General features: G+C 63.4%; 24 protein-coding genes. 8 read left to right on the forward strand and 16 right to left on the reverse strand.

Annotated features, from left to right (window positions below):
• Positions 1–19: 19 nt before the first annotated feature.
• The 3 genes from queC to queD are packed head-to-tail and all read left to right on the forward strand — an operon-like array spanning position 20 to position 1,711.
• Entirely contained in the window at positions 20–709 is a 690-nt protein-coding gene (gene queC / locus AC59JP_RS14580; protein ID WP_497326523.1) for a 7-cyano-7-deazaguanine synthase QueC, read from the forward strand.
• Position 710: 1 nt separating this feature from the next.
• On the forward strand, positions 711–1,346 hold the full coding sequence (queE, locus tag AC59JP_RS14585) for a 7-carboxy-7-deazaguanine synthase (RefSeq protein WP_497326524.1): 636 nt from the start codon (positions 711–713) through the stop codon (positions 1,344–1,346).
• On the forward strand, positions 1,343–1,711 hold the full coding sequence (gene queD / locus AC59JP_RS14590; RefSeq protein ID WP_497326525.1) for a 6-carboxytetrahydropterin synthase QueD: 369 nt from the start codon (positions 1,343–1,345) through the stop codon (positions 1,709–1,711). Before queE ends, queD begins: the two co-directional genes overlap by 4 nt.
• Positions 1,712–1,767: 56 nt before the next feature.
• Here queD and AC59JP_RS14595 read toward each other — a convergent pair whose 3' ends face one another.
• From AC59JP_RS14595 to AC59JP_RS14615, 5 genes are all read right to left on the reverse strand, one after another.
• On the reverse strand, positions 1,768–2,631 hold the full coding sequence (locus AC59JP_RS14595) for an HNH endonuclease (protein ID WP_497326526.1): 864 nt from the start codon (positions 2,629–2,631) through the stop codon (positions 1,768–1,770).
• Between the two features lie 3 nt (positions 2,632–2,634).
• Positions 2,635–4,206, reverse strand: a complete 1,572-nt coding sequence (locus tag AC59JP_RS14600) for a ParB N-terminal domain-containing protein (RefSeq protein WP_497326527.1) — start codon at positions 4,204–4,206, stop codon at positions 2,635–2,637.
• A gap of 2,672 nt (positions 4,207–6,878) precedes the next feature.
• Positions 6,879–7,496 (reverse strand): LutC/YkgG family protein, encoded by a 618-nt coding sequence (locus AC59JP_RS14605; protein ID WP_497326528.1) that lies wholly within the window; start codon positions 7,494–7,496, stop codon positions 6,879–6,881.
• Positions 7,486–8,946, reverse strand: a complete 1,461-nt coding sequence (locus AC59JP_RS14610) for a LutB/LldF family L-lactate oxidation iron-sulfur protein (protein WP_497326529.1) — start codon at positions 8,944–8,946, stop codon at positions 7,486–7,488. Before AC59JP_RS14610 ends, AC59JP_RS14605 begins: the two co-directional genes overlap by 11 nt.
• Complete coding sequence (locus tag AC59JP_RS14615) at positions 8,943–9,683, reverse strand: (Fe-S)-binding protein (RefSeq protein ID WP_497326530.1); 741 nt, start codon at positions 9,681–9,683, stop codon at positions 8,943–8,945. The genes AC59JP_RS14610 and AC59JP_RS14615 overlap by 4 nt, the downstream gene beginning before the upstream one ends.
• A 70-nt stretch (positions 9,684–9,753) precedes the next feature.
• Here AC59JP_RS14615 and AC59JP_RS14620 point away from each other — a divergent pair, with 70 nt between their 5' ends.
• Entirely contained in the window at positions 9,754–10,437 is a 684-nt protein-coding gene (locus AC59JP_RS14620; protein WP_497326531.1) for a FadR/GntR family transcriptional regulator, read from the forward strand.
• A gap of 3 nt (positions 10,438–10,440) precedes the next feature.
• Here the strand turns inward: AC59JP_RS14620 and AC59JP_RS14625 are convergent, their stop codons facing one another.
• The 8 genes from AC59JP_RS14625 to AC59JP_RS14660 are packed head-to-tail and all read right to left on the reverse strand — an operon-like array spanning position 10,441 to position 17,986.
• On the reverse strand, positions 10,441–11,112 hold the full coding sequence (locus tag AC59JP_RS14625; RefSeq protein WP_497326532.1) for a 4-carboxy-4-hydroxy-2-oxoadipate aldolase/oxaloacetate decarboxylase: 672 nt from the start codon (positions 11,110–11,112) through the stop codon (positions 10,441–10,443).
• A gap of 9 nt (positions 11,113–11,121) precedes the next feature.
• Positions 11,122–12,333, reverse strand: coding sequence for an aspartate transaminase (locus AC59JP_RS14630; protein WP_497326533.1), 1,212 nt, complete (start codon positions 12,331–12,333; stop codon positions 11,122–11,124).
• A gap of 23 nt (positions 12,334–12,356) precedes the next feature.
• Positions 12,357–13,391: an L-idonate 5-dehydrogenase gene (locus tag AC59JP_RS14635; protein WP_497326534.1), complete on the reverse strand. Its 1,035-nt coding sequence runs from the start codon at positions 13,389–13,391 to the stop codon at positions 12,357–12,359.
• The gene (locus AC59JP_RS14640) at positions 13,384–14,139 is read right to left on the reverse strand and encodes an SDR family oxidoreductase (RefSeq protein WP_497326535.1); all 756 of its coding nucleotides are present in this window, start codon (positions 14,137–14,139) and stop codon (positions 13,384–13,386) included. The genes AC59JP_RS14635 and AC59JP_RS14640 overlap by 8 nt, the downstream gene beginning before the upstream one ends.
• Positions 14,140–14,150: 11 nt before the next feature.
• On the reverse strand, positions 14,151–15,491 hold the full coding sequence (locus tag AC59JP_RS14645; protein ID WP_497326536.1) for an MFS transporter: 1,341 nt from the start codon (positions 15,489–15,491) through the stop codon (positions 14,151–14,153).
• Positions 15,488–16,522: a 5-oxoprolinase subunit C family protein gene (locus AC59JP_RS14650; protein WP_497326537.1), complete on the reverse strand. Its 1,035-nt coding sequence runs from the start codon at positions 16,520–16,522 to the stop codon at positions 15,488–15,490. The genes AC59JP_RS14645 and AC59JP_RS14650 overlap by 4 nt, the downstream gene beginning before the upstream one ends.
• Positions 16,515–17,204 (reverse strand): 5-oxoprolinase subunit B family protein, encoded by a 690-nt coding sequence (locus AC59JP_RS14655; RefSeq protein ID WP_497326538.1) that lies wholly within the window; start codon positions 17,202–17,204, stop codon positions 16,515–16,517. The genes AC59JP_RS14650 and AC59JP_RS14655 overlap by 8 nt, the downstream gene beginning before the upstream one ends.
• The gene (locus AC59JP_RS14660) at positions 17,201–17,986 is read right to left on the reverse strand and encodes a LamB/YcsF family protein (protein WP_497326539.1); all 786 of its coding nucleotides are present in this window, start codon (positions 17,984–17,986) and stop codon (positions 17,201–17,203) included. Before AC59JP_RS14660 ends, AC59JP_RS14655 begins: the two co-directional genes overlap by 4 nt.
• Positions 17,987–18,253: 267 nt before the next feature.
• On the opposite strand from AC59JP_RS14660, the gene nac reads away from it, so the two are divergent.
• Positions 18,254–19,174: a nitrogen assimilation transcriptional regulator NAC gene (gene nac / locus AC59JP_RS14665; protein WP_497326540.1), complete on the forward strand. Its 921-nt coding sequence runs from the start codon at positions 18,254–18,256 to the stop codon at positions 19,172–19,174.
• Here the strand turns inward: nac and AC59JP_RS14670 are convergent.
• The 3 genes from AC59JP_RS14670 to AC59JP_RS14680 all read right to left on the reverse strand — a co-directional run bounded on the left by AC59JP_RS14670 (position 19,168) and on the right by AC59JP_RS14680 (position 21,987).
• Positions 19,168–20,079 (reverse strand): D-isomer specific 2-hydroxyacid dehydrogenase family protein, encoded by a 912-nt coding sequence (locus tag AC59JP_RS14670; protein WP_497326541.1) that lies wholly within the window; start codon positions 20,077–20,079, stop codon positions 19,168–19,170. The two genes, nac and AC59JP_RS14670, sit on opposite strands and share 7 nt — an antisense overlap.
• Positions 20,080–20,092: 13 nt before the next feature.
• Positions 20,093–20,863 carry a glucose 1-dehydrogenase gene (locus AC59JP_RS14675; RefSeq protein WP_497326542.1) on the reverse strand — a complete coding sequence of 257 codons (771 nt, stop codon included), beginning with the start codon at positions 20,861–20,863 and terminating at the stop codon, positions 20,093–20,095.
• 110 nt (positions 20,864–20,973) lie between these two features.
• Positions 20,974–21,987 carry a LacI family DNA-binding transcriptional regulator gene (locus tag AC59JP_RS14680; RefSeq protein WP_497326543.1) on the reverse strand — a complete coding sequence of 338 codons (1,014 nt, stop codon included), beginning with the start codon at positions 21,985–21,987 and terminating at the stop codon, positions 20,974–20,976.
• A 254-nt stretch (positions 21,988–22,241) separates the two neighbouring features.
• Between AC59JP_RS14680 and AC59JP_RS14685 the strand changes: the two genes are divergently transcribed.
• Genes AC59JP_RS14685 through AC59JP_RS14695 form a run of 3 tightly spaced genes read left to right on the forward strand, consistent with a single transcriptional unit; the run spans position 22,242 to position 25,811 of the window.
• The gene (locus tag AC59JP_RS14685; RefSeq protein ID WP_188543669.1) at positions 22,242–23,768 is read left to right on the forward strand and encodes a sugar ABC transporter ATP-binding protein; all 1,527 of its coding nucleotides are present in this window, start codon (positions 22,242–22,244) and stop codon (positions 23,766–23,768) included.
• On the forward strand, positions 23,765–24,811 hold the full coding sequence (locus tag AC59JP_RS14690; protein WP_497326544.1) for an ABC transporter permease: 1,047 nt from the start codon (positions 23,765–23,767) through the stop codon (positions 24,809–24,811). Before AC59JP_RS14685 ends, AC59JP_RS14690 begins: the two co-directional genes overlap by 4 nt.
• Positions 24,801–25,811 (forward strand): ABC transporter permease, encoded by a 1,011-nt coding sequence (locus AC59JP_RS14695; protein ID WP_497326545.1) that lies wholly within the window; start codon positions 24,801–24,803, stop codon positions 25,809–25,811. Before AC59JP_RS14690 ends, AC59JP_RS14695 begins: the two co-directional genes overlap by 11 nt.
• Positions 25,812–25,855 lie beyond the last annotated feature (44 nt).

The raw sequence follows: 25,855 nt of genomic DNA on the forward strand, positions 1-25,855 counted from the left end.
CACAGACATTGGAGGAGACATGCCTACACCCGCAGTGGTGCTCTTGAGCGGCGGCTTAGACTCGACGACCGTCCTGGCCATGGCCAAGAACGACGGTTACGAAAACTACGCGTTGTCTTTCAGCTACGGGCAACGCCACAGTGTCGAACTCGAAGCCTCGGCGCGGGTAGCGGCAGCGTTCGGAGCAGCGAGACACGTTGTAGCGACCATCGACCTCAGGATCTTCGGTGGTTCGGCGCTGACTTCCGACGCCGCGGTCCCTAAGCATGACAACGTCAGCGAGTTGGCCGCGGACATCCCCTCTACGTACGTTCCCGCCCGAAACACCATCTTTCTGTCGTTCGCCTTGGCGTACGCAGAAACGGTCGGAGCAAAAGACATCTTCCTGGGCGTCAACGCCCTCGACTACTCGGGATACCCGGACTGCCGACCTGAGTACATCGAGGCCTACGAAAACATGGCGAACCTTGCCACGCGAGCAGGAGTGGAAGGCAACAAACTACGCATCCATACGCCCTTAATCAGTATGACTAAGGCGGACATCGTCCGCACCGGCCTGTCACTAGGTGTCGACTACGGGATGACCTCCTCGTGCTACGACCCAGACTCGCACGGCAAACCTTGCGGTCATTGCGACTCGTGCTTGCTGCGACTTCGTGGTTTCGACGAGGCAGGCACAACGGACCCTCTCATCTACCAGGTGGCATAGCGTGACCTACAAGGTCAAGGAGATCTTCTACACCCTGCAAGGCGAGGGCACACACGCCGGTCGACCAGCAGTGTTCTGCCGATTCGCGTCTTGCAATCTATGGACCGGTCACGAGAAGGATCGCGCTCGAGCGATCTGCCAGTTTTGCGATACCGACTTCGTCGGCACTGATGGGCCTGGTGGAGGAAAGTTTGCGACGGCCGAAGAACTTGCGTCGTCTATAGCAACCCATTGGCCGGATGGGGACTCCAGCAATCAGATGGTGGTTTGCACTGGAGGCGAACCTCTGCTGCAGATGGACGTGGCGCTCACTACCGCCCTGCATGCGCTCGGCTTTTACATCGCCGTTGAGACGAACGGAACCCAGCAACCGCCTCCAGGAATCGACTGGCTTTGTGTAAGCCCGAAGAGTGGCGCTCCGCTAAAGGTTAGCGGTGGCGACGAACTCAAACTTGTCTTTCCGCAGGCGAACGACAACCCTCGGCAATACGAGAATCTTGACTTCAAGAACTTTCGCCTGCAACCCATGGATAGCGAAACCACTGCCGAAAACACCGCCGCAGCAGTGCAATACTGCCTTGAACATCCCAATTGGCAATTGAGTCTGCAGACTCACAAGTTCTTAGGAATACCGTGACGCACACAACTGAAATTTTCCGTGAATTCAATTTCGAGGCCGCACACCGTCTGCCCAATGTTCCGGAGGGGCACAAGTGCGCGCGACTTCACGGTCACTCGTACCGGTTCGAGGTCCATGTCGAGGGGCCTGTTGACGAGCAGATGGGCTGGGTGATCGACTTCGGCGATCTCAAGCAAGCGGTTCAGCCTATTCTTGCCAGGCTTGACCACTATTACTTGAACGATCTTGAAGGACTTTCAAATCCGACAAGCGAGAATTTGGCAAAATGGCTATGGGCAGCTCTCGTAACGCCGCTTCCGATGTTAAGTGCTGTTGTTGTGAAAGAAACATGTACCTCTACATGCGTCTACCGCGGTCATTAGCGTCAGTCAATCTGAGGATCAATGAACTCCAAACATAACTCTTCAAGGGGCATTGACTAGAGGGCCGAGCACTCGTAGCAAACCACGTTGACAGACCACGGGGTGAACCAAGGCGATTCCGGAATCGCAGTAAGTTCGACCGACGAGGATGTTCGCTCGCACACGCTGCAGCGAGAACCGGCGTGGCTCATCGATCCGTAAAATATGGTCCGGTTTGGATACATCTCAATACTGTGGTTCATTCCATACGATCCAGCCGCAATCACCGAAACCGCCTCAAGACCAACTACATAAATTGCTTTACCCTGGTTGCACAGTTGACAGAGAATTTGCAGGTTCGTAACATCCGTACCACCCCAACCTATCCTGGGAACAATGTGGTCCACCTCTAGCCTTGTCATAATTGGGCGCTTGACTCTGTCAAGAACACGTGATGCGTGCAGCGATGATGACAAAGAAATCTCCACCGAACTGACTAACTCGCTCCTTCTACCCTCGATGTCTTCGTATCTGAAGTGATATCCACACGACTCGCATCTCAATTCACTATGCCCACGCTGAAGTACGGACCGAAGTAAACCCAGAAATGTCGAATCGGCAATCAAGGCATTGCGCGACTGGTAAGCCTGTCCACGTAATATCATTCCGCGTATATTCCGTCGCTGCTGGATGCCAATCAGAGCTTCCAATCCGTTCATTGTCATGAAACTGTCGATGATTTGAGACGTCTGAGATAAGTACACATCCGGTAGTTCAACAATTGAAGTGAAGACAGGATCCGTCAGGATGCGGCCTAGCAAAAGCCGATCAAGAACCGCTTCGATAGCAGACTCTATGGCCGAGAACTCGCGCCCGGTCAATAACTCTTTCAGTGCCTGCAACCGGACTTCGATCGAATTAACGGGATCATCGTCGGGCATTGGTCATCTATCTTCCGTTGCGAACACCTTGATATTCCTTGCACGATATGCCGAGCGACTCGGATCCTGGGAGATTTTCCAAGCATCCACCATCTCGTCGTAAAGTGCGTCTTGACCTTCTTGGTCATCAAGACTCGAAACCCAATTATATTCAAAAAACCGCACCGGAACCCCGTCCTTTAGGAACCACTCCCGCACGAGGACTCTGAATTGGTCCACATCGTCGGGTATGGCCAACTTTCTCAAATTTGCGCTCAGCCTCTCCTGAGCTAACTCCTCACCCAGGATGTCGACGAGTGTCTCCCGTGAGGCTTCTGCGCCTTCGATTCTGCTTACCGCCATTTCCATAAAGAGCCTTTGGTATAAACGAAGGGCCACTGCTTTAGTTAAGTTCGACTGAACATCGGACCAAAGCTTGGATGTGCCTTGATCGTTGTACCAGTTTCTAACCTCATCCCAGAACGCGAACCAATAATTTCGCCACAAGCCATCAGACCACGAGTCCCAGTCGGCGCGATTTGGAAATGTAGGCGCAACAAACGCGTCAAAGAAACTGGAGTCGCTTCTCCAACCAAGGCCCCCGCGGCCACCTTCAATTAGTTGCCTAATAGTGGCTTCGGGAATAAATCCGCCTGCGCCAGAGGTCGAATCACCCTCAAGCCTAATACGCACCATACCGTAGAAGGGCGAACTAAGGTCGCGGCCTGCTATGACTGCCGCAATCCGCGGATCCACTTGGGCTCCGCTATTTGCGAGCTGTGACCGGATCGCAACTTGCTCACTGGGAGTCAGAGAACTGCCGAAAATGTCCGTCAGTAAGGAGCTTTCAACTTTCTTGGCCTTCTCGTTGATCACAACAAACTGGTAGATCTGCTCCATCCATGGACTGTTCGGTATTGCGACGACGGGTAAGTAGATATTCTCAGTATTTGAATGTGCTGCGCCATACAAGCGGTGCTGCCCATCGACGATGAGTGCCGGTCGACACAGCGACTCAAGAGATGAAACAAGTGATAGAACCTCACCTTCCTCCATATCATTGTGTGCAATGAACTTGTCTGGGTCGGCGCTTGCCTGTTGGATCTGAATTAGCGATTCGAGGACATAGTTGTGCTCCACCACGCTGTCATTCCAGCGATCCGGTTTTCCAAGAACATCCATCTCGTCTTCGGTCAACCGATCCGTCATTCTTGAGATCACAACTTTCGCGGCTTTTCCTAACTTTACCGAGGATGAATCTGACATCTCGAACGGTGGGGAGTAGTCTAGTGAAATTCTCCCGTCGACAATCTGGAGATCGTCTAGGATAGCAAGCGTTATCGCAGTAGGCCCCACCGAATATTTTTTTGCTTGCCCTATTCTAGGCGTCGAGGCCTGATCCCAGAATGCGACCACCTCCTGCTGGCGACTCTCCGTGATCCATCGCTGGTACAGCATGCGGATCTTCCAACCCTTTCGAGGCACACCTGCCCAGCCCCACAATGCCGACGCAGGTGCTGCGAACAACAACAAGCGATCATCGGGATCGTTTTCGCTGTACTGGTGAAACTCAATTACGGGAAAGGTGTCGGTCATGTGCACTCCAGACTAAATTGATGATCGCGGACAATAATTGTGAATTGATACACCTGCAACCGCGCGTTGGATCTTTCGGCAGCGTAGACCCCAGGCCGACAGCAACCCAAAACCCAGTTGTTAGTGCAGCAAGATAACTCAATGTTTCGAAGTAGGTTATATTTCGACACTGCTGGGTAACGCCCAGTGTGCAATCGACGAATGGTTTGCCGAAAGGCAGCAAAACTCCTACTGGCCGAAAAGTCGCAAGCCTAAATCCGCAAGTCGTGTTCCAGTGCCATACATCTCCCTCCGTGTTTCCTCATGGCTGTCTACCATCAGTGGCCCGATTTGTCTCCGCGTGCACGTGCAAGTGCGCCGATGTTCGTTCATACACCTTCGATCCGGCCGTCGGCAGACGTGGGCCGGGCGGGGAACCATTGCTGCTGATAGCAAAGACCCCCCACGCCATTGACGATCATCGAGAGAACCCGACCGTCGCGGGGTAGGCGAGACCCGCTTTCGCCCCTGGTAGTCCGCGACCGAATGGACAACGGCCGACACGCCGGCCGATGTGGTCGCGTACGCTCTCTACTCTCCTTCTCTGAACCGCACCCTTCGCCCCATCTCGTCTCGTCTGCATCCAAGTTGGCGCCAAGGACTCTACGTCCCAGTTGAACTGTGACGATCTGCGTTCGTGAGCGACTTTAACGCGGAACCCGTCCATTCCCCTGTAAACGTTGTCACGTTCGTCATGGGCTGAACCGTGATCGATCCCGGACGCCCGTCCTCCGCCTACCCGGAGACGTTTGAACCACCAGGGTCGTCGTCGAGGGTCCGCCGCGAAACCGACAACCGGCCCCGGCAGACACGGAGTCTCCCATGATGCCGGCCTTCTTCTCGTTCCGGACGGAAACGGGTTCTCGTGATCGTGCTGGCCACGACTACCGATGGTGGCCCCGATGCACCGGCGATGAACGACCTCGTCGCCGAGGCCAAGCGACGTGCACTCGACGGAGTCGGACGATGACGAGGTCGAACTCCTGCGTCGAGTTCCCGGTAAGACTCGATATCACTGTCCCTCAGGAACAATCTGAATCGTGCCCCGCACCGGCAGCGTTTCGGGGATGTATGCGTTTTCCAACCGGGCGAAGGCGTCCGTCCGACGTCAACACGACTATCTCGTCAATCGACACACGGTCGGAGACCACTTTGTACAAAGTACAGTCGTCAGACGACTTTCCAGTTAATGCTCAGACAATCTACGCGAGGATCTTTTCATGGGTTTATCTTGGATTTTACACCGCGAGATGCAAGTCTCCGAGACAGCCTAGTCTGAATTCGGCTACAACCCAATCAAATTGAGAACCACAATTGCTGAAGCCGATGGGATAGGCACCGCGAAGCGACTCCTGCAAGACCGGACAATCTCGGATGGTTTCTAATAGCCCCCAGCGAGCACGGAAGACTTGATTCGACTGTCGAACACGTGGTCAACAGCATCGAACTCCGGGAACTGTTTGACGAGAGGGACTGCCTTGTTGCCCGAGACCGAATGTTGCAGTTCCGGAAAGGCCAAACAAATATAAAGTTCTAGGGCGCCCCGTCGACCCCCACAGGTTCGTTCGAGGCACCCGCGTTGTTGGTGGGAGGGTAATCGACTCTCAACGATGCCGACAAACGCAACTCAAAGCGCCCAATACTTGTATAGAGCGGAACGTTCGGTCACTGGGTCGCCGGAGAAGTCACTACCGACCTCGCCCGAACTGGAGAGAATGACAAGAGCGGCTAGCGACGGTTCTGAGCGGCGAAAACAGTCCTCAGACAGGAGATCTAGCAGCCTGCCTAATCCGTTGACGGCATAGGGAAGGTTTGCCGCGGCCCTGAGATCACCATACGTGGTCGTGCCCCCACGTCGCGCAGTTTCGATCAGGTACTTGCGTACCGCCGGGAGAAAACTCAGGGCAGTGTTCGTAACCGTGACTACACGGTTCTTGACGACTATCTTCTCACCCAGTTTGAGACGCACGAGGAGTCCTTACAGTGTTGTTCGCATGGTCGAGCCGATTTCCTATGCTACATCCTAGCGAGGTGGCACCACCTTGTTATGAAAGCACTGATGCCCGAGGCACGATCAGCCTGCTACCCGTCCGTGGATGGTCATGGGCAGGGAAATCCCCGAAACAATTGCGGGGCTGGGTGAGACCCCACTCACGTCCTTGCTAGTCGGCGGCCGCGAGTGAGATGAATAATTCGCGGGCAGACTTGGCCGTGCTGATCATCGACTCTAGGCCGCAACCCGAGTCGACAAAATTTTCCGTATTAGCGCCAAGCGCGCATCCGCCTCAAGCTACGCAAACTCCCCACCAATCGTTTTGGCCGAAGCAACCGGCCCGAAAGCGCCCTCACCCTGGCCATAAACGTCTCGATACGTCCACCGTCGTCGAAGACTACGGCGACGCATTAGGTCTCGAAGTCATTTTGATAATCCTAGCGGCGGCCTTTGGCGATCTCCTGCAGGTATTCGTAGTTTACTACGACCCGTAGAAACTCACGGACGGTCGCCGACGTGATCGCATTGCCTCGTACGACGTGGAGGATAGCGGGGTGATTAGGTCGACGTCGCCGGCCTGGTTCGCTTCGACGGCGTCGTGGACCCACGCTTCCGACGCCGTTCGGAACGGCTTGCATTTTCAACTCCTAGTAGTGGCTTCCACAATCACCACATCCAACCGCCTCGGCCCATGGACACCCTCAACCCGGTTCAACTCGATGTCACTCGTCGCACTCGGCCCACTCACGAACGTCAACGGCCGGGTCGCATCCAACACAGCAAACGCCTGCGGAACGGTGTCGACCACCTGCTCCGCCCTCACGATGCAGATGTGGTGATCGGGCACCAGCGTCAACGCCCGCCGGCCCTGCGCGACGCCGGCGTCGAGAACGATCGTCCCCGTCGCAGCAATCCCTATTCGGCAACCTGTGACCACCGCGTCGACACTGTCGAGTTCGTCGACCAACAGTCCGGTGTCCGGCACCGTCGATACACCCTCGACCCACGCAGAAGGTAGGTCGACCGGCACCACCACCCGCGCACCCTCGCCCAGCAAGCTCCGAACCGTCGACCCGATCTCCGACTCCGACACCCGAAACACCTGCGCGCGGTAGTCGTCGACAGTCTCGGCGAAGCGGTCCACGTCGCCCGGTCCTACCAGCGGTGCACGGTCGTAGTCCCGCGGAACCTCGGCGCCGACAACACCTCCCGCCGTCGCCGATCGGATCCGCTCGAAGATCACATCTTTACTGCTCATGGGTACGCGCCCACCACTCACGGAACGTCTCCTTCGGGGGCGCGGGCATGTCCCGGCTCGTCGTCCACAACGACCCCGGGAACGGAAGGGACTCGATATGCCCCTTCTTCCCCGCCAACAGCCGCCCGACACCGGCCGCCTTTTCCGCCATCCCGAAGCGCTTGGGCGAGTTCATCGCCCACCCCGCGGCGCGCATAGCGATCTCCTGGCCACCGGGGATGCCGCCGCGCTCGGAGTCGACCTGCTCGGCCCGCAGATGCACCAGAATATCGGGGATGTTGATGCGCACCGGGCACGCGTCGAAACACGCCCCACACAGCGACGACGCGTACGGCAGCGACGCATTCGGGTCGTCGTGACCGGTGGTCCCCGTCAGCTGCGGTGAGAGGATGGCGCCGATCGGACCCGGATACACCGAGCCGTAGGCGTGCCCACCCGTCCGCTCGTACACTGGGCACACGTTGAGGCACGCACTGCACCGAATGCAATGCAGCGCAGCACGACCCACCTCGTCGGCCAGCACGTTCGTCCGCCCGTTGTCCATCAGCACCAGGTGGAAGTTCTGCGGCCCGTCGCCCTCGTGCACCCCAGTCCACATCGAGGTGTACGGATTCATGCGCTCGGCGGTGGACGAGCGCGGCAGCAGCTGCATGAACACTTCGAGGTCGGCGAACGTCGGCACCAGCTTCTCGATGCCCATCAGCGTGATGAGGGTATCGGGCAGCGTCAGGCACATGCGGCCGTTGCCTTCGGACTCGACCACGGCGAGGGTTCCGGTCTCGGCGACACCGAAGTTCGCGCCGCTGATCGCCACTTTCGCGGAGAGGAACTTACGACGCAGGTGCTCACGCGCTGCCATTGCCAGCTCGCGCGGTTCGTCGGTGATCGAGGAGTAGACGCCGGGCATGCGGCGCAGGAAGATCTCGCGAATCTCCGCGCGGTTGCGGTGAATAGCGGGGACGAGGATGTGGCTCGGCTTGTCGTCGCCCAGTTGGACGATGAGCTCGGCGAGGTCGGTCTCGATCGCGGCGATGCCCTCCGCTTCGAGGTACTCGTTCAGCCCGGTCTCCTGGGTGGCCATGGACTTGACCTTGACCACCTCGTCGCTGCCCGTGGCCTTCACCAGGTCGGTGATGATGTGGTTGGCCTCGTCGGCGTCGCGCGCCCAGTGCACCACTCCCCCGCGGGCGGTCACGTTCGCTTCGAGTTGTTCGAGCAACTCTGGCAGGCGCGACATCACGTCGGTCTTGATGGCGCTGCCGGCGAGTCGCAGCTCCTCCCAGTCGTCGCATTCAGCAACAGCATTGAGTCGCTTCTCGCGGATGGTCTTGGTGGCGGCGCCGACGTTGTGGCGCATCTGGGTGTCCTGCAGGGCGCGTTTCGCCGCTTTCGGAAAGCTTTCGTCGCCCCGAATGTTTCCGATACCGGGGGATCCCAAGAAGGTGGTCACACTGCCTCCGTCGACGCGAGAATTTCGGCAAGGTGCACGGTCTTGACTCCGGTCCGCATGCGCGACAGTCCGCCTCCGATGTGCATGAGGCACGAGGAGTCGCCCGCGCTGCACACTTCGGCGCCGGTGGAGAGCACGTTCGACATCTTGTCCGAGAGCATGGCCGTCGATGTCTCGGAGTTCTTCAGCGCGAACGTTCCGCCGAAGCCGCAACAGGATTCGGCTTCGGGCAGTTCGACGAGCGTCATCCCTCGCACGTTGCGCAGCAGTTCGAGGGGCTTGTCGCCGACCCGCAGCATGCGCAGCGAATGGCAGGTGGGGTGGTAGGTGACGCGGTGGGGAAAGTAGGCGCCCACGTCGGTGACACCGAGGACGTCGACCAGCAGCTCGGACAGCTCGTATGTCTTGGCAGCGACGGCTTCCGCTCGGACGGCCAGGTCCTCGTCACCGGCCCGCCTCGCGACCATCGCGTGTTGGTGTCGAACGGAACCGACGCACGAACCCGACGGGGCCACCGCCACATCCCACGTCGCATGCTCGAAGACCTCGACGTGGTGACGGACCAGTGGCGCAGCCTCTTTGAGGTATCCGGTGTTGACGTGCATCTGCCCGCAGCACGTCTGATCGGCCGGGAAGACGACGTTGTGGCCGAGCCGTTCGAGCAGCGAGACCGTCGCTTTGGCCGATTCGGGGAACAGGGCGTCCGCCAGACACGTGGCGAACAGAGCGATGCGCATGGAGCCTCCAGAACGTGTGGTCTGACCACAGTAACCCCTGTGGTCTGACCACACCAGCTATTCTGCGAACATGCGCGCACACGAGGTGGTTCTCCACCGCATCGAGCAGGACCTGGCGGCGGCCCGGCTCCGCGTCGGTGACCGGTTGCCGGCCGAACGCGCGCTGGCGGAAGAACTGGGCGTCGGCCGCAGTTCCGTTCGGGAAGCCATCCGGGTGCTGGAGGCTATGGGCGTCGTCAAGACCTCGGTCGGGTCCGGGCCCGACGCGGGAGCGATCGTGGTCGCGGACCCGGCCACCTCCATCGGCTCGGCGCTGCGCCTGCACATGGCGACGCAGTTCCTGCCGATCGCCGACGTGGTGCAGACTCGGGTACTGCTCGAGTCGTGGGCGCTCCGCGAAGCCGCGGACCGCACGCCCGACCTCACTGCCATCGACGCGCTGCTCGACCGGATGGACGATCAGAGCCTCGAACCCGATCAGTTCCACCGACTCGACGCCGAGCTGCACGTGCGGTTCGCCGGGCTGGCGGGCAACGTGCTGATCGAGGCCATGATGACCTCGCTCCGCGACTCCATTCACGGGTACGTCATGGATGCCGTTCCGATGCTGGACGATTGGTCCGCCGTGGCGGTGACTCTCCGCTGCGAACACCGTGGCATCGTCGATGCGCTGCGCCGCGGTCACGGCGCGAAGGCCGCCACTCTGGCGCGCGAGCACATCGAAGGTTTCTACGCGTTGATGCGACTCGACTGAAGCTCAGGAGTCGACGGTCAAGCCCTTCGCCTCGAGCACGGGCCCGAGTCCGCTGACCTGGATGGGTGTCTCGCCTCGCTTGTACCGCTCGATGAAGTCGGCCTCGGCGGCGTCGCGTGCGCGGCATGCGTCGATGGCGCTGCGCACCTCTTCCCGGCGGGTGAGGACCACGCCGTCGCAGTCGCCCTTGATGACGTCGCCCGGCCGCACCAGCTGCCCACCGAACACGAGCGGTTGGTTGATCGGTCCCAGCGATTCCTTCACCGTTCCCTGAATGCAGAGGTACTTGCTGAACACCGGGAATCCCAGCTCGCGAATCTCCCGTGAGTCGCGCACGCCGCCGTCGGTGACGAGCGCGGCGATACCACGTGCCACACAGGCATTGGCGAGAACGTCGCCGAACTGCCCGGCCGGCTGATCACCGGACGAGACGATCAGGACGTCGCCGGGCTGGGCGTAGCTGATGGCGACCTGCAGCATGATGTTGTCGCGCGGGTGGCACACGACGGTGAAAGCGGAGCCGCAGAAGGACATGTCGCGGTCCAGCGGCTTGATGGCGTCGTCGAAGGCGCCGGAGCGTCCCTGCGCCTCGTGGATGGTGGCGGCGGAGAAGGCTCCGAGTTCGGCGATCAGCTCGGAGTCCGCGCGGTCGATCTTGGTGGTGACGTGATGCATGTCGAAGTCCTATCGGGTCAGTGCGGCAACGGCTTTGGCGATGTTCTCCGCGGCGGAGCGGAGAACGTTCTCGGAGGTGGCGAAGGAGATGCGGAAGTACCCGTCGGCCCCGTACGCCGAGCCCTGAATGGTGGCGACGGAAGCGTGGTCCAGCAGGTACAGCACCACGTCCTGGTCGGTCTCGAGTTGGGTGCCCTCGGGGGTGTGCGAGCCGATCAGGTCGGAGCAGCCCACGAACAGGTAGAACGCACCCTGCGGCAGTACGGGAGTGAGGCCGTCGATGTCGGTCAGCAGCTCGAACGCGATGTCGCGGCGCTGCCGGTACGAGGCAACCGACGTGGTGACGAACGACTGGTCCCCCGTCAGTGCCTCCGCGGCCGCGTACTGACTGATCGACGACGGGCACGACGACGACTGCGACTGCAGCTTGTTGATCGCGGCCACCAGTACTGGGTCACCCACGCCGAAACCCAACCGCCAGCCGGTCATCGCGTACGACTTGGAGACGCCGTTGGTGACGAACACTCGATCGCGCAGATGCGGGGCGACGGCCACCAGGGTGGGTGCCGGTTCGTCGAGATAGCTGATGGCGTCGTAGATTTCGTCTGAGAGCACGTGCACGTGCGGATGACGATCGAGCACCTCGGCGAGGGCCCCGAGCTGAGCAGCGCTGTAGATCGCACCGGTCGGGTTGGACGGGGTGTTGAGCACCACCCACCGGGTTGCCGGTGTGATGGCGGCTTCCAGACGCTCCGGGGTGAGGAGGAATCCGTCGGCCTCGGGGCAGTGCACGATCACGGGGGTGCCGCCGTGTGCCGCCACCATGTCCGGGTACGAGACCCAGTAGGGAGCGGGGACAATCACTTCCACGCCCTCCTCGACCGTCGCCATGAGGGCGAGGAAGATGACCTGCTTGGCGCCGCCGCCGATGGTGATGCGAGACGAATCGTACTCGAGCCCGGTCTTCGACAGCATCGAGGCGGTGATGGCCGACCGCAATTCGGGAACGCCGTTGACCGGGGTGTACTTGGTGGCGCCGGCATTCATCGCTGCCACGGCGGCGGCCTTGATGTGGTCGGGGGTGTCGAAATCGGGCTCCCCCACGGTCAGGTCGAGGATCTCACGACCCTCGGTCTTGAGTTCACGAACACGTTGTGCAGCAGCAACACTGGGTGACTCACGTAGTGCGGTGACGCGGGAGGCGAGCGGAACTGTCGCCATGATGTCTCCTCCGAAATTGGCTGTCAGAATTCGAGCAGGACCTTGCCCGACGACGCGGAGTCCGCGGCTACGGCGAACGCGTCGAGGGCATCGGTGACGGGAAAGGAATGGGTGATCACGGGGCCGGCGTCCAGCGACCCGTCGGCGAGAGCGAGCAGCACGTCGTCGATCTCGTCGTTGAAGCGGAACGAGCCCACCAGGTCGAGTTCGCGCGTAATGACCAACGACAGCGGCGCCGGTTGCAGGCCGGTGGGAAGCAGCCCCAGCAGGACTACTCGCCCGCCGCGGGTCGCGCCGCGAATGGCCGAGTCGAGCCCGAAGCGGTTGCCGGAGCACTCGATCACCACGTCGGCGTCGGTGGCGGCAATCGCGTCGATGTCGGTGGCGTCCAGGGTGGTGTCGGCGCCGACGCTCGCCGCGATCTCGCGTGGAAACGGGTGCACGTCGACGGCCGTGATGTGTTCGGCGCCGGCGCGTTTCAGTACCGCCACCACCAAGGCTCCGATCGGACCGCAACCGATCACCAGGGCCCGCCTACCCGCCACGTCTCCGGCTCGCGAGACCGCATGCCAGGCAACGGCAGCGGGTTCCGCGATAGCCGCTGTGCGCAGATCGAGCTCGTCGGGAAGAGGACGCAGCATGCGGGTCGGCAGCACCGACACCGCGGCGAAGGCTCCCTCGGTGTGCGGGACGTGCGCCGCACTGCCGAGGTAGGTGCAGGCCGAAGACAGGTTGGGGCGATCCGCCGGGTGACGCGCCTCCCCCGCCTTCGGTGTCGCCGGGTGCACCGCGATGGCGGTGCCGACGGCCGGACCGGAGCCGTCCGCGGCCTGACGCACGACGCGTCCCACCACCTCGTGGCCCAGAAGCATCGGCGCTTTCAGGATGGATTCACCTGCGGCGCCGTGCTTCCAGTAGTGCAGGTCCGATCCACACACACCGCCGAAGGCGACGGCGATCTCCGCCTCGTCGGGCTCGGCGTCGGGGATGGGTACCTCCTCCACGCGGAGATCGTTCGCCGCGTGGGCGACGACGCCGAGGGTGGTCCTGTCAGTCATTGCGTCGTACGAAGTCGAGCCCGCCCGGAACCTGGAAGGTCGGCATGATTTCGAGGAGGCCGATGTTGACGTGGCGGGGCGCCTCGATGGCGAACTCGATGGCGTCGGCGATGTCGGTGGTGGTGACCGATTCGAAGCCCTCGTAGTAGGTGTCCCAGGCTTCCTGCATCGCTTCGGGTGTGCCGCCCATGTTCCGGCCGAAGATCTCGGTCTCGACGCGGCCGGGGCAGATTTCGGTGACGCGGATGCGCTTGCCCTTGGTGTCGTTGCGCAGCTGACGCGAGAGCTGGTGCACCGCAGCCTTGGTCGCGTGGTACGCGGTGTGGCCGTAGAAGTTGTACAGGCCAGCGATGGAGCTGATGTTCACGACGTGGCCGAGGTCGCGCTCGACCATGCCGGGCACCAGCAACCTGCACAGGTGCAGCACCGCACGCAGATTCACGTCGACCATCGCGTCGACCGATTCTTCGGTGGCATCGAGGATGTTTCCGGTCGCGGACACTCCGGCGTTGTTGACCAGGACGTCGATCTTGAGTCCGGCGACGGCCGCGGTGAGAGCGGCGGTGTCCGCCACGTCGACGGCCAGCGGAATCATGCCGGTGCGGTCGGCGACGTCCTTCAGCTTGTCCGCGTTGCGAGCGACGCCGTAGACGGTGAGCCCGCGCTTGGTAAGCAATTGTGTGGCGTGAGCGCCCATTCCGGTGTTTGCACCGGTGACGAGAGCTGTTCGGTAATCGGTGAATGGCATGGTGTGGTCTCTCAGAGAGTGTCGCGCAGGGGTTGGTGCGCACGGTCGGTGATGGTGCTGACGGCGGCGAGGGTGCCCAGCGCGGTGATGACGGCGTAGAACGCGGGGACGTAGATGCCGAACTGCGGGATCAGCCACGTCATGAGCAGCGGGGCCGTGCCACCGAAGAGTGCCGAGGAGATGTTGTAGCCCAACCCGTAGGCGGAGTATCGAACTCGGGTCGGGAACAGCTCGACGATGAGGATGTGGATCACGGCGGTGTGGCCGGCGAAGATGACGGCCATGATGCAGGCGCCCAGGATGGCGAGCGGAACGCTGCCGGTGGCGATGAGGGCGTAGCAGGGGATGCCCGCGATGGCCATGGCGATGGCGGCGCCGGCGATGACCTTCTTGCGGCCGACGCGGTCCGACAGCGCACCCATGAACGGGATGGCAATACAGATGGCCACCAGTGACGTCGCAGTCACCATCAACGCTGTGCCGGTGGAGAATCCGATCTTGTCGCCCTTGAGGAACGTGGGCATGTACGAGAACAGGACGTAGTAGCCGGAGCCGTTCATCAGCGGGATGAACAGAGCGAGCAGCATGGCCTTGCGGTGCTCCGGCGAGGAGAACGCTTCCTTGAGCGGGTTACGCGAGAGGCCGCCCTCGGCCTTGAGCTTCTCGAAGTTGGGGGTGTCGCTGATCGCCTTGCGGATGTACCAGCCGATGATGCCCATCGGGATAGCGACGAGGAACGGCACGCGCCACGCCCAGCTGGCGAGGCCACCGCCGTCGATCGCGGTTTCGTTGAGCCACGGCGACATTGCGAACGCCACCAGGGTGCCGGTGAGCAGAGCGAGGAAGGACGCGATCTGGGCGTAGCTGGTGATCTGGCCGCGCTTGTGGGCCGGTGCGTGCTCGGCGAGGAACGTCATGGCGCCCGCTGCCTCACCGCCGACCGAGAATCCCTGCAGGATGCGCAGGAAGATCAGCAGTGCCGGTGCCGCGACGCCGATGGCCGCGTACGTCGGCAGCACGCCGATGCCGGCCGTGGCGACCGAGATCAGCAGGATGACGAACACGAGCATCTTCTGTCGACCGATGCGGTCACCGAGAATGCCGCAGACGACGGCTCCCAGGGGGCGCACGAAGAAGGAGATCGCATAGCCGGCGAAGACGAGCATCAGCGCATCGGACGACTTCGAGACATCGAAGAAGACGATCGCCAGTGCCGTCGCCATGAAGGCGAAGATGCCGTTGTCGTAGAGCTCGACGAAGATGCCGACGCATCCGGCGAGGATGACCTTGCGAATCTTGGTCGTCTCGGGCGGCGCAGGGGTGGTGCTGTCCGGATTGAGTGATGTGGTCATGCCGACTCCAGTGTGAGTGCAGATCTCGGGGTGGGTACGCGGGTGTGATCGGGGATGTCGAGTGCAGTGAAAACGGTGGTGACACGCTCGCGCAGTCGGTCGAGACTGCGTTGGCGGGCACGGTGCGCATCGACAGCACTGTCGATGTCGACCCGGGTGAAACGAACGGTGTCGCCGGGGCGCGCTTGGCCGAGGCTGTCGAGCCCCGTGGTGGTGACGACGGCGAGAACGGGATAGCCGGCGGTGACGCCGCGGCCTCGGTGCAGCACGAGGAGCTCGTCACCGGCCGGTACTTCGACGGCGCCGATGGGAACACCGCGAGAAAGCATCTCGGACTGCGCAATTCGGCGTGGCAGCGGCGATCCGGCCGCCGGTCGGAGGCGCAGGCCGATGTGGTTGCTCGCGTCGGCGACGGTGAAGTCGGTGCCCAGCAACCGAGCCGCGGTGTCGCCGAAGTCGTCGACGTCGGGACCGTCGGTGACCGGGACGGTCCACCGAGTACCGAAGGCCGGACGGTCGGCGCCCAGCGCGAAGAACGGAATGTCGAAGTGCGGGTTGCGCACCGACGGGGCGTCGAGGTGGACGTCGAGAACGTCGCCGGGGCGCAGGAACCGTCCGAAGCCGAGCACCGTGTCCGGGGCGCAGCTGCCCTGCAGGGTCGGCGCCGCGATGGAGCCGTGCACCGCGATGTACACGCGCATGCCGTGTCGGATACGCGAGACCGACAGCGTCGACTGCGCCCGCCACACGACGGGTTCCCAGGTGGGAACTCGATGACCGTCGATGTGGACGTCGGCCGGGGCTCCAGTGACGGCGACGATCATGTCCGTACCGGCGACGGCGGCGAAGTCCAGTGCGGTCAGTTCCAGCAGCGGGGCATCGGAATTGCTCGAGACGAGGGTGTTCGCGGCCTGCGCGCTGTACTGATCGAGCGCGCCGCCCACCATCTGCCCGACGCGTCCGCCGCCGCGGCGGCCGAGGTCCTGCAGAACGGACAGGCCCGCTCCGACGATCGTGATCGCGTCAGCCACGGAGATCACCCACGTAGCGATCCCAGTCGGCGACGTCGATCGGGACGAAGCGGAAAACGTCGCCGGGAGCGAAGGGAGACAACGGCTCTCGCGTGGTGTCGACCAGGGTCACCGGGGTGCGGCCGAGTACCTGCCACCCACCGGGGGCGGGCCGGGCAGAGATGACGGCCTGCGTGCCGGCGACGGCGATGGCGCCGGCAGGAACGTGAGATCGCGGGCTGCCCAGACGCGGGATCGGCATTCCGAACGCCGGGCCGTCGAGCATCGGGGCGCCGCCGGGAGATCCGAAGCAGCGCATGGTCAACGGCGTCGCGCTGTGCAGAGCAACGACATCGGCTTCGCTCACGCCGAGGTGCGAGGCGACGAACGCCAGATCCGGACCGTGTTCGCCGCCGTAGACGACGGGGATCTCGAACTCGCGGGGTTCACGGAGGGTGGCGACCGAGTTGGCGTCGAGGCCGTTGACGACGGCGTAGACGTCGGCGTGAGTGACCGTCGCGCAATCGAATTCGACCAGCGCTGCGTCGTAGGTGGTGATGACGTCACGAATGCCGAGCATGTTCGCGCGGTCGAGTTCGGCGGCGACGCGCTGCACCTGCAACCAGCGGTCCTGCGCGGACGACTCGGTGGAGACGATGCGCACACAGGAGTCGCCGCATGCGGTGACGGTCGGGGCGCTCATGCGGGACACCGCTCCCCGAGAACGGCGCGCAGCGGGGCGATGGTGACGCCGGCGTCGACGAGTCCTCGGCGCACGGCACGCGCGCTCTCGACGGCGTGGGCGTTGTCGCCGTGCAGCAGGATCGTGTCGGCGTCGATGGGCAGCGACGTGCCGTCGACGGCAAGAAGGCGGCGCTCGGTGACCAGGCGGACCGTGCGGTCGACGAGCTCGTCGACGTCGTCGATGACCGCTCCCGGTTCGCTGCGCGGGACCAACGTGCCGTCGGGCCGATAAGCCCGATCGGCGATACCGACGATAGCGACGGTCAGACCTGCGGCGCGTGCGGCGTCGGCCAAGCAGCCGTCCTGCGCGAGCACGATCAGGGTCGGGTCCACCGAGCGCACGGCGTCGACCACGGCGTCGGCGTAATCCTGCCGCGTCGCGACGAGGTTGCCGAGGCGGCCGTGCGGCGCAACGTGATCCACGCGAGTTCCATGAGCGGCGGCGAAGGCCTGCAGCGCGCCGACCTGATAGAGCACGTCCGTGCGCACCTCGTCGGCCGTCAGATCGAGTGCGCGACGGCCGAATCCGACCAAGTCCGGAAAACTGGGGTGAGCGCCGACGCCGATGCCGCGTTCGGCGCACAGGCGCACCGTCCGGTCCATGGTGCGGGGGTCACCGGCGTGGAAGCCGCACGCGATGTTGGCGGAGGTGAGCAGGTCCAGCAGAGCGTCGTCGTCGCCCATGGTCCACGCACCGAAACTTTCGCCCATATCGGCGACGAGATCGACTGAGACGGTCATGGTTCTCGCTCCTTCGTTAGGTGAATCGGACGTGTCGAGAAGGTGACGTCGATGCGTTCTCGGCTGGTGAAAAGGACGCTACGCACGATGTATCCAGCAGCGTTAATATGCGTTGTGGGTGGTGTGATACAAAAGCGCTATGGCCTCTGACCAGCAGTTTTAGGTAGACCGTCACCACGGTTCGCCTAAACTCTGACAACGCCGTATCCCGCGTGAAACGGTGCGGAAACATCGGTGTGTAGACGGCGAGAGGAGTTCGAACAGCAGATGGACACTCGACGCCTCTATTCGTTCGTCAAGATCGTCGACGCCGGCAGTATCACCCGTGCGGCTGACATCCTGCACGTCGCCCAGCCCGCTCTCAGCCAGCAGATGGCCGCGCTCGAAACTCAGTTCGGACAGCAGTTGTTGGTGCGGAGCAAGCAGGGCGTCGAGCCGACCGACGCCGGCCGGGCGCTCTACCGCCACGCGCAGGTGATCCTGCGGCAGGTGGAAAGCGCTCAGGCAGAGGTCAAGGTGGTCGGGCGGGAACTCGCCGGCGGTGTATCGGTGGGGCTGGCCCCGTACAGCACGGTCGCGGCGATCGCGCTGCCGTTGCTCGAAGCGGTGCGCGCGCGATACCCGAGCATCCTGCTGCACATCAACGAGAACTTCGGCGGTGTACTGAGCGAAGCCATGATGACCGGCCGCATGGACATGGCGCTGCTCTACGACGCCGGCCCGATCAAGGGCGTCACATTCGAACGCCTGCTCACCGAGGAATTGATGGTGGTCGCGCCGGCGGGCACGGGCCTACCGGGTGAGACGGGAAGCGCTGTCACCCTGGGCGATCTCGAAGAGGTCGATCTGCTCCTTCCCGGACGCATGCACACGATCCGCAAGGTGGTGGAAGCGGCGTTCGAGAACTCGATGACGCCGCCGAAGATCGTCGCCGAAGTCGAGTCGGTCACCCTCATGGCGCAGGCGGTGCGAAGCGGGCTGGGCGCCACGGTGATTCCACTGTCTGTCGCCCGCCGCATGATGAACGTGCAGGGTTTGGAGCTACGGCGAATAGAACCGTCGATCGAGGTGCGGGTGTCCCTGGGAGTGCCTGCGAGTCAACCGCTCTCGGCCCCCGCGGAGGCGGTGCGGGAAGTACTGCGCACAGTGTTGGCCGACTACGCCGTTTCGTCCAGTAGCCCTCAGTAGCCGCGGGTCGGATCGATCACAGCGTTCAACGTGGTGCCCGCCATGAACTTCCGTACATTGCGGCCGACATGCGCCGCCAGTGCCGCTGCCGCACCCGAATTCGGGTTGGCGACGTGCGGGGTGACGATCGCATTGGGCAGCGTCCACAGGGCATGACCGTCGGGAAGCGGCTCGGGGTCGGTGACGTCGAGCGCCACGCCTCCGATGGAGCCGTCCTGCAGCGCCCGCACGGCGGCGTCGGTGTCGATCAGCGATCCGCGGGCGACGTTGACCACCCACGCGTGCGACGGAAGTGTTTCTAACACTGCGGCATCGACGAGGTGCGCGGTCGCACCCGTCGCCGGTGCGGCCAGCACCACATGGTCGGCGCGGGGCCACACCTCGGCGACTCGAACCGCGGGAAGAGTGTCGACGGCTCCGTCGACGGGGGTGCCGGAGCGAGTCACGGCCAGGACCGACGCCCCCGACGCGTGCAGGAACGGGATCAGCGCCCGGCCGATGCCGCCGCAGCCGACGATCGCCACGGTCGCACCGTCCAGTGTGCCTACCCGCGAATCGAATTCGTCCTTGCGCCACGACGTCGCGTCGAGCTGTTCGGGTAGGTGCCGCACTCCGGCCAGAAGCAGCATGATCGCGTGCTGTGCGACGGTGCGCGAGTAGGCGCCGGCCGCCGACGTCCACATGCGTCGGTCGTCGATGATCCCCGCGTCGAGCCACGACTCGACCCCGGCCGAGGGAAGCTGCACCCACCGCACCGAGTCGGGAACCGTGCGCGGGAACGTCTCGGGCCCCGACATCCACACCCACGCCTCGGCGTCGTCGGCGGATACGAGGTCCGCGCCCTCCGCGGTGATGGCATGCGCCACTGCGTCGTCGGAGCCGGCGAGGTGAATGCGGGTAGTCATGCGTTCTCGTTTCTCATACGACGGCTGTCATGCCGCCGTCGACGTACAGGATCTGACCGTTGACGAAACCCGCTCCGGGAGAGGCCAAGAAGATGAGCGCGCCGACCAGCTCCTCGGTGCGACCCCAGCGTCCGGCGGGTGTGCGGGCCTTCAGCCACGCACTGAAATCTGCGTCGTCCACGAGAGCTCGGGTCAGTTCGGTCTCGAAGTAGCCGGGCGCCAACGCGTTCACCTGGATGCCGTGAGGTGCGAGGTCGGCGCACATGCCTCGGGTCAGCATCTTCAGACCGCCCTTGCTGGCCGCATAGGGGGTGATTCCGGCTCGACCGAGCTCACTCTGCACCGAGCAGATGTTGACGATCTTGCCGTGCCCGCGGTCCACCATTGCCCGCGCGAACTCTCGCCCGACGAAGAACGCACTGGTGAGGTTGGTGTCGAGAACGCGTCGAAAGTCGTCGTCGGAAAAGTCGAGAAGTGGTGCGCGGTGTTGAACGCCGGTGTTGTTCACAACGATCTCCACCCGACCGACCTCGGATTCGATGGCGCGCGCCGCCTGCGCGACTGCGGACGAGTCGGTCACGTCGAACGGGTAGGCATGCACGGGTGAGCCGGTCTCCGACGCGATCTGCGCGCGGGCACGCTCGAGCGCGTCGGCGTCGCGGCCGTTGAGCACCACTGTCGCGCCAGCGCGGGACAATCCGGTGGCCAGCTCGAGGCCGATCCCACGACTCGATCCGGTGACGACAGCGACCTGACCGCTGACGTCGAAGTGCTCTCGTGACATCGGATGCCTTTCCCGGATTCTGTGCCTGCGGCCGGGGTCGAATCTTCCGCACTGCGCGTCAGCACGCAATGGGCGCGGGCATACCCGTTCGCTCTGACGTCATCGCCCGTTTACAGTGCGCGCCAGCCGGGATCGGTGCTGCCGCGCACCACCAGTGACGGGCTGAACGTGAGCTGTTGAAACTCGTGACCCTCCGGCGCGGCGACCTGCTGCAACAGCAGTTCGGCTGCAGCGCGGCCCAATTCGGCGCGAGGCTGCGCGATGGAAGTCAACGGAACCGCCGCTCCGGCTGCGTAGTCGATGTCGTCGTACCCGACGATGGCCAATTCCTCCGGGACACGCACTCCGCGCTGCACGCATTCCTGCAGCACACCGAGAGCGAGAAGGTCGTTGGCGCACACGACCGCGGTGGGCCGGTCCGTCGCGTCGAGGATTTGGGCGGCAGCTTTGGCGCCCGCCTCGATGGACAGCGACGGCGCCCACAGCGTCGACATGCGGGTGCTGGCCGATTCGGCGACGGCGTCGAGGGCTCCGGATCGTCGATCACGTACTTGCCGAATGCTTTCCGGACCGCCGACGTAGACGAGGGTGCGGTGTCCGAGGTCCATCAGGTGCCGCGCGGCGAGGCGCCCGCCATGGACGTCGTCGACAGCGACCGAGGACCTGCCCGGTGCACGAGAGCCGCGATCGAGCAGGACGACGGGGGTGCCTTGGCGGTCGAGTTTGTCGAGCATCGGAATGTTCTCACCGACCGGGCTGAGCAGAATCCCTTGCACGCGTTGCTCCATGAGCAGACGCAGCTGGCGATTCTCGCGTTCCTCCGACTCACCGCTGCCGACGATGACCGTCAGCAAATCGCTTCGATCGGCGACGGATTCGGCGCCTGCCGCGACGTCGAGAAAGAAGGGGTTTCGGGCGTCGAGCACGACGACGGCGAGCATGCGGGACTGGCCGGCGCGGAGTTGGCGGGCAGCGTCGTTGCGCACGAAGCCGAGCTGAGCGATCGCCGCTTCGACGCGTTCGCGGGTGGGGGCGGAGACCATGTCGGGCTTGTTCAGCACGTTGGAGATGGTTCCCATGGAGACACCAGCGAGGGCTGCGACCTCGCGCATGCTGGCTGCCACGTCTCACCCCCTTTCTCCTGCGTTGGGGTCATTGAAACGGTTTACCGGTAGTTGCGCAAGCGTGGACACCCTGCGTGAGTTCGTGTCGGCCTCCGCCGACGGTCATGCGCGTCGATCAGCAGTTATAACTATTCAGTCACAGAGATGAGTGATCGGGGTCACGGGGTTGACGCGTGGCCCTCATCACTTCTAGCTTCTAACCACTCAATGAACCGTTTCAATCAGACGCGTTCAGATCAACGGAGGTTGCTTGCATGAGCGTCCCCAGCACGACGACGCCCACCGCTGTTCCCCTGCTCGAAGTCCGTGACGTCACCAAGTCGTTCGGAAGCGTCGCCGCTGTCTCCGGTGTCTCGTTTCCCCTCTACGGCGGGGAGGCCCACGCACTCGTCGGCGAGAACGGCGCCGGGAAGTCGACCATCGTGAAAATGCTGGCCGGTGTCCACAAGCCGGACTCCGGCACGCTCCTCTCGGGAAGCACCGAGATCACCCTCGGCTCCCCCGCCGAGGCGAAAGCGCAGGGCATCGCCGTCATCTACCAGGAACCGACGCTCTTCCCGGACCTGACGATCGCCGAGAACATCTACATCGGCGCGCAGCCCACCACCCACGGACGCATGATCGACCGCAGCGCGATGAACGCCGCCGCCGACGCCCTCTTCACCCGCCTCGGTGTCCCCCTGGACCCCGATCGTCTCGCCAGCGGCCTCTCCATCGCCGATCAGCAACTGGTCGAGATCGCCAAAGCCCTGTCCACCCAAGCGTCGGTGATCGTGATGGACGAGCCCACCGCCGCCCTCTCCGGCAACGAAGTCGCGCGGCTGTTCAGCGTCGCCCGATCCCTCTGCGCCGACGGCGCCGCAGTCCTGTTCATCTCGCACCGCTTCGAGGAAATCTTCGAGCTGTGCCAGCGCGTCACCGTGATGCGCGACGGCCGCCACATCTCCACCTCCCCGCTCGACGGCATGACCGTCGACGACTTGATCAAGCAGATGGTCGGCCGCGAACTCGGCGCCCTGTACCCCAAAATCGACGTCGAACCCGGCGCGGTGATCCTCGAAGTCCAGAACCTCTCCCGCGCAGGGGTGTTCTCCAACATCAGCTTCGACGTTCGGGCAGGCGAGATCGTCGCGCTCGCCGGACTCGTCGGCGCCGGCCGCTCCGAAGTGATGCAGTCCGTGTTCGGCGTCGACCCCCGCGATTCCGGTGTCGTGAAGGTTCGCGGCAAAGAATTGAAAGCGTCGAACCCCAAGGCTGCCATGCGCGCCGGCATCGCCCTGGTTCCGGAGGACCGTCGTCAGCAGGGCTTGATTCCGGAGATGTCGATCGAGCGCAACGCGACGCTGACTCGCTCGGCTGCGTTGGCGCGCTTCGGTTTCCTCGTCGGCGGCGCCGAACGGCGCTCGGCGTACGACTGGACCCGCAAGCTCCAGACCAAGTTCGCCCGCATCACCGACCCCGTCGGCACCCTCTCCGGTGGCAACCAGCAGAAAGTGGTGCTGGCCAAGTGGTTGGCCACCGACCCGATCGTCCTGATTGTCGACGAGCCGACCCGCGGTATCGACGTCGGCACCAAAGCCGAAGTCCACAAGATTATTTCGACGCTCGCCAGCGAAGGCGTGGCCGTCGTGATGATCTCCTCCGAACTGCCGGAAGTTCTCGGCATGGCCGACCGCGTTCTCGTCATGCGTGAAGGCCGCATCGCCGCCGAGATCGACCGGGCCCATGCCACCGAAGAGTCGGTCATGTTCGCGGCCATGGGAACGGAGTCCGCAGCATGAGCACCACCACCCCGACGGCACCGGCCGCCGAACCACTCAAGCCCGTCATCCGAGACGGCGGCTCCCTGGTGGAGAAGGTCCTGCGGATGCGTTCGCTCGGCATCCTCGCCGCCCTCGTCGCCCTGATCGCCGTCACCGCGGCCACGAACACCTCGTTCCTCTCCGGTCAGAGTGTGCGCGACCTCCTGCTCGCCGCCTCGATCATCGGCGTGCTGGCCGTCGGACAGACCGTCGTCATGATCACCAAGAACATCGACCTGTCCGTCGGATCCGTACTCGGGCTCTCCGCCTTCGCGGCCGGCTCGGTGATGAAGGGTGGGGCGCCCATCGTTCTCGGCATCCTGGCCGGAATCGTCGTCGGAACGGTGTGCGGTGTCTTCAACGCGCTACTCGTCCGCTACGGCGGGGTTCCCGCACTGGTGGTCACGCTCGGCACCATGTACATCTTCCGCGGTATCGCGTTCTTCTGGGCCGGCGGCGAACAGATCACCGCCGACGAGATGCCCGGCTCGTTCCTTGATCTCGGTACTGCCGACATCCTGGGTGTACCGGTGCTGGTGCTCGTCGCCATCGTGGCCCTGATCGCGGCCGGCATCTACCTTGCCCGCTACCGCAGTGGACGCGACCTCTACGCCATCGGCTCCAACGGTCACGCCGCCGAGCTCGCCGGAATCTCCGTCGGCAAGCGCACTCTCGGCGCGTTCGCGTTCTCCGGCGCCATGGCCGGTGTCGCGGGCGTCATGTTCGCCGCGCGCTTCGGCACCGTCGACGCAGCCGCCGGAACCGGGTACGAACTCAACGTCATCGCCGCGTGTGTCGTTGGCGGCGTCGCCGTGGTCGGCGGGGTGGGGACCGTCTGGGGAGCCGCGCTCGGCGCCCTGCTGCTCACCACCATCAACAGCTCGCTCCCGGTGCTGCAGATCGATCAGTTCTGGCAGCAGGCCATCGTGGGAGCACTCATTCTCGTCGCCATCGCGGCAGACCGTATCGCGGCAGTGCGTGCCGCTCAGCAACTTCGGAAGAGGAGCGCTCATGTCGAGTGATCTCGCCACCCGCCCCGAGGCTCCGGTAGTCAAGACCAGCCGTGTCCGAGAATTGTTGGGCAGCTGGGACACCGCGATCATCTTCCTGACCATCGTCGTCGTGCTCGGCGCGTCGGTGATGAACCCGGACTTCGGGAGCACCACCAACTTCACGTTCCTGGTGCTCGACCTCGCCCCGATCTTCCTCATCGCCCTGCCGATGACGCTCATCATCGTCACCGGTGAGATCGACCTGTCCGTCGCCAGCACCCTGGGCCTCAGCGGTGCTGCGATGGGATGGATGTGGAACAACGGCTTCACCATCGAAGCGATCATCCCGATGTGCATCCTGCTCGGCGCACTCCTCGGGGCCCTCAACGGTTTCCTGGTGGCAACGCTCGGATTACCCTCTCTCGCAGTCACGATCGGTACGCTCGCACTCTTCCGCGGACTCGCCTTCGTCCTGTTGGGCGACACGGCCGTGTCGAACTTTCCGCGCGTCTACACCTCGTGGGTCACCGGAACGATCGGCGACACCCCGATACCGAACCTCGCCATCCCGCTGGTGATCCTGGCCGTCGTGTTCGGTGCGGTGCTGCAGTTCACGTCGCTGGGCCGCAACATCTACGCCACCGGCGCCAGCGCCACGGCGGCGAAGTTCGCCGGCATCAACGGCAACCGCATCAAGTTCTGGCTCTACGTCGTGGCCGGTGCGGTCGCGGCGCTCGCCGGAGTGCTGTGGAGCCTGCGGTACTCGAGCGCTCGCGCCGACAACGGGTCTGGGCTCGAATTGTCCGTCGTGGCAGCGGTATTGCTCGGCGGCGTCTCCATCTTCGGAGGCAAGGGTCGACTCGTCGGTGTCCTGGCCGCCGTGGTGCTCCTCGCGGCACTGCAGAACGCGCTCCGCCTCGAGGACATCTCGAACGAGGCGTTGACGGTCGTCACCGGAGTTCTACTCATCGTCGCGGTGCTGCTTCCCAACATCATCACCAAAGTCCGTACGTCACTGTCTCGTCCCTGAATTCACTACGAAAGGTTCCTCATGTTCCGAACTTCTCGGCGCCT

The organism is Rhodococcus sp. 320_ES (assembly GCF_059691855.1).

Coding starts and splice junctions, on each gene's coding strand:
- AC59JP_RS14620 (WP_497326531.1), top strand. CDS start 9,754: ATGCGCGCACACGAGGTGGTTCTCCACCGCATCGAGCAGGACCTGGCG.
- AC59JP_RS14625 (WP_497326532.1), bottom strand. CDS start 11,112: ATGCATCACGTCACCACCAAGATCGACCGCGCGGACTCCGAGCTGATC.
- AC59JP_RS14595 (WP_497326526.1), bottom strand. CDS start 2,631: ATGCCCGACGATGATCCCGTTAATTCGATCGAAGTCCGGTTGCAGGCA.
- AC59JP_RS14670 (WP_497326541.1), bottom strand. CDS start 20,079: ATGACTACCCGCATTCACCTCGCCGGCTCCGACGACGCAGTGGCGCAT.
- AC59JP_RS14605 (WP_497326528.1), bottom strand. CDS start 7,496: ATGAGCAGTAAAGATGTGATCTTCGAGCGGATCCGATCGGCGACGGCG.
- AC59JP_RS14615 (WP_497326530.1), bottom strand. CDS start 9,683: ATGCGCATCGCTCTGTTCGCCACGTGTCTGGCGGACGCCCTGTTCCCC.
- AC59JP_RS14640 (WP_497326535.1), bottom strand. CDS start 14,139: ATGCCATTCACCGATTACCGAACAGCTCTCGTCACCGGTGCAAACACC.
- AC59JP_RS14660 (WP_497326539.1), bottom strand. CDS start 17,986: ATGACCGTCTCAGTCGATCTCGTCGCCGATATGGGCGAAAGTTTCGGT.
- AC59JP_RS14645 (WP_497326536.1), bottom strand. CDS start 15,491: ATGACCACATCACTCAATCCGGACAGCACCACCCCTGCGCCGCCCGAG.
- AC59JP_RS14600 (WP_497326527.1), bottom strand. CDS start 4,206: ATGACCGACACCTTTCCCGTAATTGAGTTTCACCAGTACAGCGAAAAC.
- AC59JP_RS14685 (WP_188543669.1), top strand. CDS start 22,242: ATGAGCGTCCCCAGCACGACGACGCCCACCGCTGTTCCCCTGCTCGAA.
- AC59JP_RS14690 (WP_497326544.1), top strand. CDS start 23,765: ATGAGCACCACCACCCCGACGGCACCGGCCGCCGAACCACTCAAGCCC.
- queC (WP_497326523.1), top strand. CDS start 20: ATGCCTACACCCGCAGTGGTGCTCTTGAGCGGCGGCTTAGACTCGACG.
- AC59JP_RS14655 (WP_497326538.1), bottom strand. CDS start 17,204: ATGAGCGCCCCGACCGTCACCGCATGCGGCGACTCCTGTGTGCGCATC.
- nac (WP_497326540.1), top strand. CDS start 18,254: ATGGACACTCGACGCCTCTATTCGTTCGTCAAGATCGTCGACGCCGGC.
- AC59JP_RS14630 (WP_497326533.1), bottom strand. CDS start 12,333: ATGGCGACAGTTCCGCTCGCCTCCCGCGTCACCGCACTACGTGAGTCA.
- AC59JP_RS14635 (WP_497326534.1), bottom strand. CDS start 13,391: ATGACTGACAGGACCACCCTCGGCGTCGTCGCCCACGCGGCGAACGAT.
- AC59JP_RS14695 (WP_497326545.1), top strand. CDS start 24,801: ATGTCGAGTGATCTCGCCACCCGCCCCGAGGCTCCGGTAGTCAAGACC.
- AC59JP_RS14675 (WP_497326542.1), bottom strand. CDS start 20,863: ATGTCACGAGAGCACTTCGACGTCAGCGGTCAGGTCGCTGTCGTCACC.